At 36.5% G+C, this 13,733-nt stretch carries 13 protein-coding genes; 1 reads left to right on the top strand and 12 read right to left on the bottom strand.

All coding sequences use genetic code 11. The features are described from left to right. Window positions 1-302: 302 nt before the first annotated feature. Window positions 303-2,531, top strand: coding sequence for a reprolysin-like metallopeptidase (locus B8967_RS15640; RefSeq protein WP_179140071.1), 2,229 nt, complete (start codon window positions 303-305; stop codon window positions 2,529-2,531). Window positions 2,532-2,636: 105 nt separating this feature from the next. Here the strand turns inward: B8967_RS15640 and B8967_RS15635 are convergent, their stop codons facing one another. From B8967_RS15635 to asnB, 12 genes are all read right to left on the bottom strand, one after another. Continuing rightward, window positions 2,637-4,196: a sodium:solute symporter gene (locus tag B8967_RS15635; RefSeq protein WP_047489099.1), complete on the bottom strand. Its 1,560-nt coding sequence runs from the start codon at window positions 4,194-4,196 to the stop codon at window positions 2,637-2,639. 185 nt (window positions 4,197-4,381) lie between these two features. After that, on the bottom strand, window positions 4,382-4,669 hold the full coding sequence (locus tag B8967_RS15630; RefSeq protein WP_002984420.1) for a GNAT family N-acetyltransferase: 288 nt from the start codon (window positions 4,667-4,669) through the stop codon (window positions 4,382-4,384). Between the two features lies 1 nt (window position 4,670). After that, window positions 4,671-5,066 carry an OsmC family protein gene (locus B8967_RS15625; protein ID WP_047489096.1) on the bottom strand — a complete coding sequence of 132 codons (396 nt, stop codon included), beginning with the start codon at window positions 5,064-5,066 and terminating at the stop codon, window positions 4,671-4,673. Beyond that, the gene (locus B8967_RS15620) at window positions 5,066-5,284 is read right to left on the bottom strand and encodes a (4Fe-4S)-binding protein (RefSeq protein ID WP_047489091.1); all 219 of its coding nucleotides are present in this window, start codon (window positions 5,282-5,284) and stop codon (window positions 5,066-5,068) included. Before B8967_RS15620 ends, B8967_RS15625 begins: the two co-directional genes overlap by 1 nt. Before the next feature lies 1 nt (window position 5,285). Continuing rightward, on the bottom strand, window positions 5,286-5,864 hold the full coding sequence (locus tag B8967_RS15615) for a TMEM175 family protein (protein WP_047489088.1): 579 nt from the start codon (window positions 5,862-5,864) through the stop codon (window positions 5,286-5,288). Next, window positions 5,857-6,396: an NADPH-dependent FMN reductase gene (locus tag B8967_RS15610; RefSeq protein ID WP_047489085.1), complete on the bottom strand. Its 540-nt coding sequence runs from the start codon at window positions 6,394-6,396 to the stop codon at window positions 5,857-5,859. Before B8967_RS15610 ends, B8967_RS15615 begins: the two co-directional genes overlap by 8 nt. 24 nt (window positions 6,397-6,420) lie before the next feature. Continuing rightward, on the bottom strand, window positions 6,421-7,320 hold the full coding sequence (locus B8967_RS15605; protein ID WP_084086697.1) for a pirin family protein: 900 nt from the start codon (window positions 7,318-7,320) through the stop codon (window positions 6,421-6,423). A 55-nt stretch (window positions 7,321-7,375) separates the two neighbouring features. Next, window positions 7,376-7,687: a GNAT family N-acetyltransferase gene (locus B8967_RS15600; RefSeq protein WP_047489077.1), complete on the bottom strand. Its 312-nt coding sequence runs from the start codon at window positions 7,685-7,687 to the stop codon at window positions 7,376-7,378. A gap of 249 nt (window positions 7,688-7,936) precedes the next feature. After that, window positions 7,937-8,812 carry a pirin family protein gene (locus B8967_RS15595; RefSeq protein WP_047489074.1) on the bottom strand — a complete coding sequence of 292 codons (876 nt, stop codon included), beginning with the start codon at window positions 8,810-8,812 and terminating at the stop codon, window positions 7,937-7,939. Window positions 8,813-9,075: 263 nt separating this feature from the next. Next, a complete protein-coding gene (locus B8967_RS15590; RefSeq protein WP_084086696.1) occupies window positions 9,076-10,482 on the bottom strand; it encodes an MFS transporter in 1,407 nt (468 codons plus the stop codon). 141 nt (window positions 10,483-10,623) lie between these two features. Then, window positions 10,624-11,436: a hypothetical protein gene (locus B8967_RS15585; protein WP_047489069.1), complete on the bottom strand. Its 813-nt coding sequence runs from the start codon at window positions 11,434-11,436 to the stop codon at window positions 10,624-10,626. Window positions 11,437-11,761: 325 nt separating this feature from the next. Next, window positions 11,762-13,429, bottom strand: coding sequence for an asparagine synthase B (gene asnB, locus B8967_RS15580; protein ID WP_047489066.1), 1,668 nt, complete (start codon window positions 13,427-13,429; stop codon window positions 11,762-11,764). Between the last annotated feature and the right edge of the window lie 304 nt (window positions 13,430-13,733).

Genomic DNA, 13,733 nt, shown 5'->3' with positions numbered 1-13,733 from the left:
TATACTTGTTATCTGCTGCAAAGATATCTAAAATAGACAATTCTGAGAAGCTTACGATCACTAATTCTGAAGAAAATAGGCACCCATTCTTCTTATATAAACAGGATGTTTAAATTTTTAAAACAAAAAAAGGTGGAACGATATTTTGCGGCAACTTTATATTTACCCTTGTTTCTTTTACGAAATTATATTATTTTCTTATTTTTTAATATGATGTTTGTTGTAATTTTATTATTTTTATAATTATTTGTAATTCAAATATTGTTTTTACCACTTAAGTCATTACACCAAACCTCATGAATATGAAAATTAAACAACTATTTTATCTGGGGATCTTCATTCTATCCATTTCCCTGGGAAAAGCACAGGACTTTTTTACCGGGATCAATGAAAGGTCCATTAAAGCAGAGCCTGAAAACAGAACCGTACAGCCCGAGAAGTTTCTTACCTATAAACTGGATGTGGCTGGAATGAAAAGTTATTTCAATTCAGTTCCGGAACTGAGAGATAATGATGTTAAAGATAAAGCCCCTATTATTGTCTTACCTATGCCGGACGGGACCAAAGCAAAATTCAAAATTTGGAAATCTTCGGTAATGGCTCCGCAGCTGGCCGATAAGTTTCCTCAAATTGTTACTTTTACAGGACAGGGGGTGGATGACCCATATGCTACTGTAAAACTGGATTTTACGGAACTCGGGTTTCACGCGCAGATAAAATCTGTAGTAGGCGGTGATGCATATATTGATCCTTATGTAAAAAATGACGTTAATAATTATATCATTTACAAAAAAAGTGATTTAATTGATAAGCAGCCAAGCATATGCGGTACAAAGGATGAGGATACACCATTAGAAAAAAAAAACGTACAAAAAACCGTTACCGCAAGCGTAGGGACTCAAATTAGAGTTTTCCGATTTGCTGTGGCTTGTACCGGTGAGTATGCAAAAGCCGCCACAGGGTTAGCCACACCTACAGTTGCTCAAACCTTATCTGCGATTGTAACGACAGTCAACAGAGTGAATGGAGTATATGAGCAGGAGGTCGCTGTGAGATTGGTATTAATTCCTAATGAAACCAGTATTATCTTTACGGATCCCAATACAGACCCTTTTGCAGGAAATAATGATGCCTATACATTAATTGATGAAAGCCAGGCTCAAATTGATGCTATCATTGGAACTGCAAATTATGATGTAGGACATACATTTAGTACAGGTGGCGGCGGATTAGCCAGTTATGGCATATGTGATCCTGATTATAAAGCAAGCGGAATTACAGGTAAATCTAACCCTGTTGGTGATCCTTATGATATTGATTATGTTGCTCACGAAGTAGGACACCAGTTTTGGGGACCTCATACTTTTAATGCAACCACATCAAGTTGTAATGGCAATCGTAGTAGCAGTAATGCTGTAGAACCCGGAAGCGGAATCACCATTATGGCGTATGCGGGTATTTGTGGCAGTATAAATAATTTAGCGCCTAATAGTATTTCTATTTTTCATACCCGTTCATTCCAGTCTATCACAACAGCAGTTCAGTCATCAACATGCCAGGTAACAATTCCTGCTGCCAATACAGCTCCTATTGTAAATGCCGGGAATAATTATACCATTCCTAAGAGTACTCCGTTTAAATTAACAGGCTCCGCAACAGATGCTGAAAATAATGGACTTACCTATTGCTGGGAACAAAATGATACGGGGCCGGCAGGAAACTGGAATGCTCCAGCCGGAAATGCTCCTTTATTCAGATCATTTATGCCTACTACTGTTCCTTACAGATATTTTCCTCAAATTACCGATGTGATCAATAATGTTTCTACCAGAGGAGAAATTTTACCATCCTATGGAAGAACTATGGAATTCAGACTGACTGTCAGAGATAATAATGCCGGTTGTGGCGGAGTTGCCAATGATGATGCCTCTGTTACTGTTGACGGAAATTCAGGACCATTCTTAGTAACAGCACCTGCTTCCGCTGTAAACTGGAATGGTGACACTTCTCAAACAATAACCTGGGATGTAGCAAATACAACTGCAGCTCCTGTAAGTTGTGCCAATGTAAGTATTTTACTTTCAACAGACGGTGGTCTTACGTATCCTATCACGATCGCAGCTTCTACACCAAATGATGGCTCTGAAACTGTAACCATTCCTAATGTGAGCACGGCACAAGCCAGAATTATGGTTGCTGGAGAAGGAAATGTCTTTTATAATATTAACCCTGTTAATTTCACAATTAGTAAGGTATTAGGGGTTAACGAAACTAAAGGAAACAACGATGTATTTGTAGTATATCCTAATCCAAGCAAAGGCCTTCTGAATATCAAGTTTACCAATTCAAATGAAATCTATGATATTGCGATCTATGATGTAAGTGGTAAATTGGTATTGAGCAAGTCCAATAATAAAGCGGATCATGATCAAGTGGGTACCTTTAATTTAACCCACTTAATTAAAGGAGATTATTTAATTAATGTTAAAACTAAAAATATGGATAAAACCATCAAATGGATTAAAGAATAAATACCATATTAATTATACAATAAAGGCTGTTTTACAAGTAAAACAGCCTTTATTATTTTTATTATTTATCAGGTTATTGAGCTAATACTGGCTCAATGAGTCTGGTTAAACCACTCTTAAATATTGTTTATCCTTTACCAGCCATAACCCGATAAACGTCAACAGTCCATTCAGAACAATCAGTTCTACACCAATCCGGTAATCGGTATAAGAAGTTACCGCAAAATTGATCAGATAGGTAAGGACAGGAGCTAAAATGGTTACGGTAAGAATAGAATATTTTCTTGATATTTTAAATTTGGTAAAAATTCCGAAAGCAAAAAGACCTAAAAGCGGTCCGTAAGTATATCCGGCAACTTCCATAATAAGATAGACAATCGATTTATCATTCATCGTTTTGAAAACCATAATCAGGATAAAGAAAACCACGGTGAAAATCAAATGTACTCTCATACGAAGGTGTTTTTTTTCTTTTTCAGATTTGGTTTTGTCTTCATTAAGATTTAAAAGGTCTACGCAGTAAGAGCTTGTCACAGCAGTTAAAGCCCCATCTGCTGAAGGGAATAATGCTGAAATTAAACCGATAATAAAAATGATGGAAATGGCCATCGGGAAATATCCCTGAAGTGATAAGGCCGGGAAAAGGTCGTCACCCATAATGTTTTTTATATTTCCTGACGCATCTTTAAATCCGAAAATATTGGTCACCGTTTCAGAATTTATCACTCCATATTCTGCTCCGTTTTGCAATGCAAAAAGATAAAGTAAACCGCCTAAAAATAAGAACGCAAGATTTACAAACAGAAGCGTTCCTGCAAAAGTCAGCATGTTTTTCTTTGAGTTCTTAAGGTTATCCACAGAGATGTTTTTCTGCATCATTTCCTGATCCAGACCCGTCATAGCAATGGTAATGAAGATTCCTCCCAAAATTGTTTTTAAAAAAAATGTCTTGGAATTGGGATCAAAATTGATAAAATGAGTATAGTTTTTCTGTTCCAAAATAGTATAGGCTTCACCAAATGATAAATTCAGATTGGATAAAATATAGACAATACACGCCACCAAACTGATGATCATAAAAGAGGTCTGTAATGTATCCGTAATCACAATAGTTTTTACCCCGCCTTCAAAGGTGTATAAAAGAACCATCAGCAAAAGCACAAGAGCAGTAACCCAAAAAGGAACACCTAATCCCTCAAGTAAAAATATCTGTAAAACATTCACCACCAGATATAACCTTGCAGTAGCACCTATAGCTCTGGATATGATAAAAAATATAGATCCTATTTTATGGGCTTCCACATTAAATCTTTTTCCAAGATACGTGTAAATGGAAGTAAGGTTCATCTTATAATACAATGGAAGGAGTATGGCTGCAACAATAAAATACCCGATGAAAAAACCAATCACCATCATATAATATTCGAAACCTCCAAAAATATATTCGGAGCCGGTCATTTTTCCAACGGTTCCCGGAACGGAAATAAAAGTAACCCCACTTAAGCTGGTTCCTATCATTCCAAATGCAACGAGCCACCATTTACTTTTTTTATTACCGATAAAAAAGGACTGATTATCAGAATTTCGGCTTGTGAAATAAGAAATCACTAAAAGACCGATGAAATAGATAAAAACAAATAGCAAAAGGATAGTTCCGGAATTCATGCTTATATTTTAAATTTCAGCAAATATATAAAAAAGATCAGTCGTGAATGAGGAATTTACTTCACAGTCGATTTTTATAGGTTGATAACATGAAATATTTGTAGGTTTTGCATTTAAAACAGGAAAATAAAAAACCTTCCAGATACGTACTGAAAGGTTAATATGGTAAGGGTGGAGAATAGTGATTAATTCACTAAAACATCTTGTAATTCCTCACTCTTCTGGAAGCTTGCTTTAGCGAAAGGGCAGAGGGGGATAATCTTCTTGCCATTCTTTCTGGCAAAATCTACAGCTGCCAAAAGCATTTCTTTACCTACTCCTTTTCCGTTGTAGGCTTCTTCCACTTCAGTGTGGTCAATAATAAATCTTTCTTCTCCTGCCCAAGTGTAAGTCATCATTCCTGCGCGTCTTCCATCTATGAAAGCTTCAAAACTTCCGTGTTTCTCGTCGTTGTTTTGTTTTACTTCGATCATGTTATGAGAATTTAGTTAGTATTTCTATATCGTTGGTTAGTATTTTATGAACAGGGCAAGCATCGGCAATAGTGTGCAGTCTTTTCATCTGCTCATCATCCAGAACTCCTTCAAAGGTAATGTCTCTTTTGAAAATTGCTCTTTTGGTCAGCGGATAATTTTCAAGCTCTACCTCTACATTGATGTTTTCCACATCCCACTCCTTTCTTTCGATATACATTCTTAAAGTGGCCGCTGTACAGCTAGCCAGAGAGGTTGCCAGAATTTCCATAGGGTTGAAACCTTTGTTCTGCCCACCTTTATCAATAGGTTCGTCAGTGATGATTTTATTATCACCAGCTGTTACCTCTGTATAATATTTTGTTTTTCCTAAACTAGCTTTTACTGTTACCGCCATTATTTTTGTGTGTTGAATTTATAACTTAATGCTCCTGACGGGCATTGATCTATTTGTTCTTTAAGTTCTCCAGGTGTTGCATTTTCTGCTTTTATCCAGGGTCTGTCTTTAGGATTATAGACTTTAGGAAGCATTTTTACACATACAGCCGAGTGGATACACTTTTGAGGCTGCCAGATGACAGTAATGTCGCCGTTGGGATATTCGTGTGTTTCCATATTAATTTTCTTTTAATGTTTTTTCGATTCTTCTGTCCGGAATCAGCCATATGAGAGCCACGATATAATAAAAACCTATGGCAATATAAGGATAAAAAAATGAAGTAGCGATTCCCAGAACGTAAAATATAATAGAGATGTATTCTTTATATTTCGAATGTATTGCTTCTTTCAGCTTTGAATTTTCTCCCTCACACCGGATGATGACATGCTCCAGAATGGTGTAGGCAATAGCAGCCATGATAAGCCCGAAACCATATGCGGCCACTGGATTTTTGGCAAAATGGGTTGTTCCAATCCACTCTGTTGCAATAGGCATCATAGAGAGCCAGAACAGAAGGTGAAGATTCGCCCAGAGAATACTGCCGTTTACTTTTTTTACCGTCTGAAACAGGTGATGATGGTTGTTCCAGTAAATTCCTACATAGATAAAGCTGAAAATATAGGCTAGAAATTTAGGAAGAAGAGGCTTGAGACTAGACCAGCTACTACCTTCAGGTACTTTCAGTTCAAGTACCATAATGGTAATGATGATGGCTAAAACGCCGTCACTGAACGCCTCCAGCCTTCCTTTATTCATTAGCTTTTACCTGAGATTTAAAATTTTCTATCTTAGTTTTCAAATCATTCAGCATATCGGGATTGATAACACCGGTTTCAAGGTCGAAATTTTCATAAAATTTGGGCAATGAAAAAGTATCCTTGATATCTGCTGCAAACTGAGGGAAAAACGTTTTGGCTGTATTCATTACATTTCCGCCGCCATAACCGCCGGGAGAGGTACTCATCAAAAGCATGGGCTTGTTCTGAAATACCTTTACATTAATCCTTGAGGCCCAATCGAAAACATTTTTAAATGCTGCGCTGTAAGATCTGTTGTGCTCTGCAAGAGAACAGATAATGACATCACAGTCTTCAATCACTTGGAGAAACTGATGCGCCTCATCCGGAAAACCTTTCTTTTCAAGATCTACGGAAAAAACAGGCATGCTGAAATTATTGAGGTCAATAAAATTGATCTCTTCATCCTGAAAATCCTTTAAGACAAACTTTACCAGTTCTCTGTTGATGGAAGTGGAAGAGGTGCTTCCTGCAAATGCTAATATTTTCATGGTTTTTTATACTGCTGACTAAATTTATTTTCTGTTTAAAATAGCTTTAGGAAGTGGAACGTATTCCTGCTCGTCACCGGGAACCAAAGGAAATGCCTCATGATTCTGATCGTTCCAGTTTACTTTAGCTTGGTCTAGCATCTCTTTATCAGAGTTTACAAAATTCCAGAATATAAACCGTTCTTCATCAAAAGGTTCTCCTCCGAAAAGATAAACCGTTCCGTTTTCACTCATCTCGAATTCACAAAGTGTTGTATCCTTTGCAATCATCAGCTGTTTTGATCCATAAGAGTTTCCATCCGTGGTTACTGTTCCATCCAGAACATACATGGCTGCTTCCCCATAAAGATCTTTTCCTATGCTTATTTTTTTAGCTTCTTTTGTTTTAATCTCAAGGAAAAAAAGTTTGCTGTGTACAGGAACAGGAGATGTTCTTCCAAATGCTTCACCGGCAATAAGTTTGTACTGAATTCCATCCTCTTCCCAAACCGGAATATCATTTTCTTCGATGTGGTGAAAAGCAGGTTCAGACTGCTCGAGATGCTTTGGAAGACCTACCCAGATCTGAAATCCGTGAAGCCTTTTATCGTTGTGTCTTAAATATTCGGGGGTTCTCTCAGAATGTACCACACCTTTTCCGGCGGTCATCCAATTAACAGCACCGGGCTTTATTTCAACCGCACTTCCTATGCTGTCTCTATGAAAAATAGATCCTTCAAGCAGGTAAGTTAATGTTGATAACCCAATATGTGGATGCGGTGGAACATCGAGGTTTTGATAATCTTTTAGCTCCGAAGGGCCCATATGGTCGATAAAAACGAAAGGGCCTACCGCTCTTTTCTCACGGAAAGGAAGAAGTCTTCCTACCAGGAAATTTCCGATATCTGCTGCTTTTTCTTCGATGATAAGTCCAATATTTGACATAGTATAATGATACTTTTTTATGGTTTAATTTAATTGAAATACTTGTAGGATGGAATTAAAGTTGATGATATCCTTCAAATTTTTCATCAACAATACGCTTCCATTCCGGATGTTTTTTGATATAAGCGAAAACGTAAGGACAAAATGGTAAAAGTTTCTTTCCGCTTTCCTCAATAAAGTTCAATGTTTTTTCTACAACGGCTACCGCTGCCCCGGTTCCTGCAAGCTCAGGCTCGGCCTCCGTATGGATAAGTGCAATTTGATGAGTCGTTTCGCGATAATCAATGAATGCATAATGTCCGTTAAATTCTATTTCAAATCTTGTATCTGCTTTTACAAGAGGTATATTTTCAAATTCTGGTTTCATAAACTGTGGTATTAAAAAATGATAGGCTGGAAAATCTTCTCTGATGGATAAAAATGACTGATGACTAAACCTTACAGATTTCTGTAGTCTGTAAGGCCGTCAACAAATCATATATTATCTACTGTAATAATTTTTTAAATATTGTTTATTAAATACTGAGTCTATTAAATAAACATTCTATGCTTAACCTAACATTATATAAAGTTAGTAAAAAAGGAATAAGTAAAGATTAAGATAAATTTAATTCTGCTAATCTTCCAGGTAACCGAATTTTCCGGTATTAAAATCTTCAAAAGCCTGCATGATTTCTTCTCTGGAATTCATCACAAATGGACCATGAGGATAGATAGGTTCACTGATAGGTTCACCACTTAAAATCAAAACAACAGCATCTTCAGTAGCTTCGATTGTGAAAGTGTTGCCTTCATTCTTAAACAATGCCAGATGATCTGCTTTTACTTTTTCTTCTCCATTGATGATGATACTTCCTTCAATCACCAACGCGGTGGTATTGAAGTTTGCCGGGAAATTAAATTCTGCTTTTCCCCCTGCTTTAAGTTTTGCATTCATCATGTTAACGGGAGTGAAAGTAGTGGCAGGACCCTTGTGTCCTTGATATTCTCCTGCAATAACTTCTACCAGTCCATTGTTCCCTAGATCTACTCTTTCCATGTTGGAATTTTCAATAGCCTGGTATTTTGGACTGCTCATCTTGTCTTTTGCAGGAAGATTGACCCAAAGCTGAACCATCTGAAAAATTCCTCCTTTTTTTGACCACTCAGTTTCGTGATATTCTTTATGCAAAACTCCTTTTGCAGCTGTCATCCACTGTACATCACCTTCACCTATAATTCCTCCTCCACCGGCACTGTCGTGATGTTCTACTTTTCCGTTATAGGCAATGGTAACTGTTTCAAAACCTCTATGCGGATGAACTCCTACACCTCTGGGTGTATCTGTGCCGTTAAAATGAAATTTTGAATTGTAGTCAAGCATAATGAATGGATCCATTCTTTTCATGTCTAATCCATGTACTCCCGGTATAAAATTATGAACTCTAAAACCGTCACCTACAAAATGTGCAGGTCTAGGAGATACTACAATTTCTACTTTTTTAGTTGCCATAATATTGTTGATTTATATACACAAAAATACCATAGCTAAGACTAAAATACATTGATCTGTGTTAAGTTCGTAAGAAAATACAGGTGTACTCACAAAATGATTGCAAGATGAACACTACCGGGTAAATGAATGGATGCATGGAGATATTATATGGTATGGATATACATCTTTATCAACCAGAAATGACAAAATGTCGAGCTTTGAATTTTATTTAAATAACAGATAATGTGTGTTATAGGCATGTATTTTCTTTTGAAAATGAATTAGTCTTCCTTCGATTTCATATTTTTACCATCCGAAATATGAAGCCTTCTGAAAACAAAGCCGGATAAAATAGTTAATATTCCTACGGTGAGAAAAGTCCAGCGGAAGGCATTGTGAATTTCACCATTGATAAGATCTGTATTTTCAAATATTTTTAAAACAATCAGCCCGAAAGCAATTCCAAAACCAATGGCGAGCTGTTGGTTGACAGATATTAAAGAATTACCACTGCTGGTTTGAAAATTCCGGAGATCTGCAATGGAAATTGTATTCATGGAAGTAAACTGAATAGAGTTAAAGAACCCCAAAATTGCGATAATAGGAACAAACCAGTATAAAGAAGTATGGATGTCAGGAATAGCCAAAAGACAGATCAGGGTTCCAATGATGAATGTATTGATCATTAAGGTCTGCCGATAGCCATATTTGTCAAGAATTTTGATGACTGAGGACTTTCCGAAAATTGCCGTTAAAGCCATTGGAGCAATGATCCATCCGGAAGTAACGGCAGACTGTTTATAGGCAATCTGAATCATCAGCGGAAGGAGTAGTGGCACCGAGCTGATTCCAAGTCTTGTGGCAAGGTTTCCTACAATTCCTACACGGAATGTTCTTACCTGAAATAAATTCAGAGGGAAAATAGGATTTCCTTCTCTTCTTGCATGTTTGTAGTAATAATAAAGAAACAGGAAGCCCATAATGAAAACCAGAAGGACCGGGGTGATGTTCTGTATATCTCCAAAAAGTTCCAACGAAACCGAAAGCAACAGAGAAGCGGCGGCAAAGATTAAAAAGCCTTTTAAGTCGAAATCTACATTCTCAGATTTATAATTCGGCATAAATTTTAATCCCAAAACAATTCCTAAAATCCCAATGGGTATATTGATCAGGAATATCCAGTGCCATGAAAGATAATCAACCATATAACCACCCACCAACGGACCCAGTACCGGACCGATAAGCGCGGGAATAATGGCAAAATTCATCGCTTTAAGCAATTCATTTTTATCAAAGGTTTTAATGAGGGCCAGCTTACCAACAGGAGTCATTAAACTTCCCCCAACTCCCTGAACAACTCTTGATATCACAAGCTGTGTTAGGTTCTGAGACAAGGAGCAGAATAAAGAGCCGAGGCTGAATAGGATTAAAGAAAAAATAAATATTTTTTTTGTTCCAAATCTGTCTGCCAAAAATCCACTGGCAGGCATGAAAACGGCTAAGGTAAGAACATAGCTGATGATAGCGTTCTGCATATTAAGCGGAGATTCATGAAGGTCCTTTGCTATGGAGGGCAGAGATGTATTCAGAATCGTTGAATCCAGCATTTGCATAAAAATCGCTGTAGCCAGGATCAGTGGAAGAATTTTCTTTATTGAGGTCTGTTGTGGAGTTGTCGCTTCTGTCATTTTATATAGGCTGAAATATCTAAAATCTTCCAGGCTTATTTATTTGAAGAAAAATGCTTGCTTTAAGCAGTTTGAATCTTTAGATAAAGAAATCCATATAAAATTAAAAAAGTCCTGCGAGATATCACAGGACTTTTTGATTTATTTTCTAGGTTTTTCTACTCCTTTCCACTCATCACCGGCTTTTCTGTACTGGCTTAGAATATAAGTTTTGAAATCTTTTGTTTTGTATTCAATATTATCGGTATTCTGCTCAAACGGCATGATATAATAATAATCTACGTCTGTTTTATCGGACTTGTTTCCTTTTTTTACAGAAGGAACATATTTGGAGAACTTATAACTTGGAAGATATTGTCTTAATCTTGTGTAGAAGGCCTTATCTTCTTTTTCGTTAGGGATGATATCTACAATGTTGAAATCATCTTTTTTCTTATCGATCCAAAGATAATATGTTTTCTCTTCTCCCATATTTCTGTTGTTAGAATTAAAAGCAAACAATTCTTTTGGAACCAGTTCTTTGATTTTTTCCGGATCAACTTTCGTGTAATATTGTCCTTTAGAAGGATCTACATACGTTTCAAGATTATACATTAAAACAGAATTGTTTTCAAATTTTTTATTCTTAAAATATTGATTCAATGATAATTCTGCTGTAGCTCTCAATTCTTTACTTCTGTCATCCAGTTTTTTAGTAGGGTTCTGAGGATTTACTTTCTTCACAAACTCATATAATACTGCAGGTTTTACATCTTTAAGGTGAGGATACGTTTTAAGCTGTTCTGCTTTTACCAGCCAGTAGAATTGTTGATAATAATCATCTTTATCAACATCTTTCACACTTTTGTAGGCTAAAGCCAGCTTTTTTGAATTCAGGTATTTGCCAAATTTTCCCTGTCCAAAAGCAAAACTTATAGATAATAAGGCAAACAAAACAGTAAGGTTTCTTCTCATTTTTTTTATAATTGATATTTTCGTTTTCCAAATATAATTATTTATTAGATATTATTTTTGATTGTCACCTAAATTCTGTCGATATTGTTGCCGTTAATTCAAAAGAAAATCCTGTATTGCTACAGGATTGATAAATTATTGCATTAGAAGTTAGATGATAGAACCTGGAAGTTAAAATAAAAAACTTTCAAAATCAGGGTGAATTTTGCTTTGCAAGTGAATGACGAATCAATATAATATCATAATTAATAAATATGGATTTACCATTCACTCTGATCTGTCCTTATATTTCAAATCTCGATCACCTAAGCTCTAAACCTGTATCTTAATAAGATGTTTCATGTACTTTTACAGCTCTTCCGCTTGGGTCGTTCATTTTTTTGAATGCTTCGTCCCATTCCAGAGCAATAGGAGTGGAGCAGGCTACAGAAGGCACAGAAGGTACCGTTGCAGCTGCTGTTTCACTTGGGAAATGCTCTTCAAAAATAGTTCGGTAACGGTATTCCTCTTTGTTTTGAGGCGTGTTCAGCGGGAATCTGAATTTTGCATTAGCCATCATTTCATCCGTTACTTCTTTTTCTGCTACTTCTTTTAAAGTATCGATCCATGAATATCCCACACCGTCTGAGAATTGTTCTTTCTGTCTCCAGGCAATAGAGGGCGGAAGAAGATCTTCAAATGCTTTTCTCAATACCCATTTTTCAATTTTACCTTCAGCGATATTGATCATTTTATCTTTTGGGTTAAGAGTCATCGCAATATCCATAAATTCTTTATCCAGGAAAGGAACCCTGCCTTCTATTCCCCAGCTCATTAATGCTTTGTTGGCTCTCAGGCAATCGTAAAGGTGAAGCTTGCTCAGTTTTCTTACGGTTTCATCATGGAATTCCTTGGCGTTAGGCGCTTTATGGAAATACAGATATCCACCAAAAAGCTCATCAGAACCTTCCCCGGAAAGTACCATTTTGATTCCCATAGATTTGATGACTCTTGCCAACAGATACATTGGGGTAGAAGCCCTGATGGTTGTCACATCATAGGTTTCCAAATGATAGATGACGTCACGCACAGCGTCAAGTCCTTCCTGAACGGTAAAGTTGACTTCATGATGAACAGATCCGATATGTTCTGCCGCTTTTTGTGCCGCTGCAAGGTCGGGGGATCCTACAAGTCCTACAGCAAAACTGTGAAGTCTTGGATACCATGCTTCCTGAGTGTCACCACTTTCAACTCTTTGTCTTGCAAATTTCGCAGTAATAGCAGAAATTACTGAAGAATCTAAACCTCCGGAGAGAAGTACTCCATAAGGAACATCACTCATCAATTGTCTGTGGACAGCATCTTCAAGACCTTTTCTGATCTTGGCAATATCAGTGGTGTTATCTTTTACATGATCGAAACTTTCCCAGTCTCTTGTGTACCATTGCTGAAGTTCGCTGCCATCTTTGCTGTATACTAAATGCCCTGGTAAAAATGTTTCTATTGTTTTGCATACCCCTTCCAGTGCTTTTAACTCGGAAGCTACATAATAATTGCCGTTTCTATCCCATCCCTGATATAGAGGACAGATTCCCATATGGTCGCGGGCAATCAGGTATACTTCGTTTTCAGTATCGTATAATGCGAATGCAAAAATCCCATTCAGTTTTTCAACAAAATCTTTTCCGTATTTTCTGTAAAGGGCTAAGATCACTTCACAGTCGGATTGAGTCTGAAACTCATAATCAGGAAATTCTTCTTTTAATTCTCTATGGTTGTAGATTTCACCGTTTACAGCTAATACTACTTTTCCGTCTTTCGTAAATAAGGGTTGTTTTCCTGAAGTAGGGTCTACAATAGCAAGTCTTTCGTGAGAAAAAACAACTTTCTCATCCTGAAATACTCCACTCCAATCCGGTCCCCTGTGACGGATTTTTTTTGACATTTCTAAAACCTGAGGTCTTAATATTTCGGTTTTTTGTTTGGCGTCAAATAGACATACAATTCCACACATGTTCTTATTATTTATGAAACAAAAGTAAATGTGTTGTTTATAAATAACAATAAAAAATGTTTAAAAGTTAATTTTTTTAATTAAATAGTTTTTGAAAAAGAAAAATATTAACTATTTGTATCGATTTGCATGTTTTTGATTAATTTTTTTCGTTAGCCAAATGTCTCTAATATCCATATACAAAATAAAAATGACATATTTATTAATATATGGTAATTTATTTAATGAATTTTAACCCTTACTTTGTGGCTCGAAATAATTTTTTTTCATCATTTGTGTTTTTACCTTCTTGCAATTCTCATGC

Source organism: Chryseobacterium sp. YR221 (assembly GCF_900176315.1).
GTDB lineage: Bacteria > Bacteroidota > Bacteroidia > Flavobacteriales > Weeksellaceae > Chryseobacterium > Chryseobacterium rhizosphaerae.
Note: the sequence above shows the minus strand (reverse complement) of the source record. Positions and strands in the feature narration are given on the sequence as shown.

What these genes read in the sequence shown, in the direction of transcription:
- B8967_RS15640 (WP_179140071.1), top strand. Translation starts at nt 303, where the DNA reads ATGAAAATTAAACAACTATTTTATCTGGGGATCTTCATTCTATCCATT.
- B8967_RS15635 (WP_047489099.1), bottom strand. Translation starts at nt 4,196, where the DNA reads ATGAATTCCGGAACTATCCTTTTGCTATTTGTTTTTATCTATTTCATC.
- B8967_RS15630 (WP_002984420.1), bottom strand. Translation starts at nt 4,669, where the DNA reads ATGATCGAAGTAAAACAAAACAACGACGAGAAACACGGAAGTTTTGAA.
- B8967_RS15625 (WP_047489096.1), bottom strand. Translation starts at nt 5,066, where the DNA reads ATGGCGGTAACAGTAAAAGCTAGTTTAGGAAAAACAAAATATTATACA.
- B8967_RS15620 (WP_047489091.1), bottom strand. Translation starts at nt 5,284, where the DNA reads ATGGAAACACACGAATATCCCAACGGCGACATTACTGTCATCTGGCAG.
- B8967_RS15615 (WP_047489088.1), bottom strand. Translation starts at nt 5,864, where the DNA reads ATGAATAAAGGAAGGCTGGAGGCGTTCAGTGACGGCGTTTTAGCCATC.
- B8967_RS15610 (WP_047489085.1), bottom strand. Translation starts at nt 6,396, where the DNA reads ATGAAAATATTAGCATTTGCAGGAAGCACCTCTTCCACTTCCATCAAC.
- B8967_RS15605 (WP_084086697.1), bottom strand. Translation starts at nt 7,320, where the DNA reads ATGTCAAATATTGGACTTATCATCGAAGAAAAAGCAGCAGATATCGGA.
- B8967_RS15600 (WP_047489077.1), bottom strand. Translation starts at nt 7,687, where the DNA reads ATGAAACCAGAATTTGAAAATATACCTCTTGTAAAAGCAGATACAAGA.
- B8967_RS15595 (WP_047489074.1), bottom strand. Translation starts at nt 8,812, where the DNA reads ATGGCAACTAAAAAAGTAGAAATTGTAGTATCTCCTAGACCTGCACAT.
- B8967_RS15590 (WP_084086696.1), bottom strand. Translation starts at nt 10,482, where the DNA reads ATGACAGAAGCGACAACTCCACAACAGACCTCAATAAAGAAAATTCTT.
- B8967_RS15585 (WP_047489069.1), bottom strand. Translation starts at nt 11,436, where the DNA reads ATGAGAAGAAACCTTACTGTTTTGTTTGCCTTATTATCTATAAGTTTT.
- asnB (WP_047489066.1), bottom strand. Translation starts at nt 13,429, where the DNA reads ATGTGTGGAATTGTATGTCTATTTGACGCCAAACAAAAAACCGAAATA.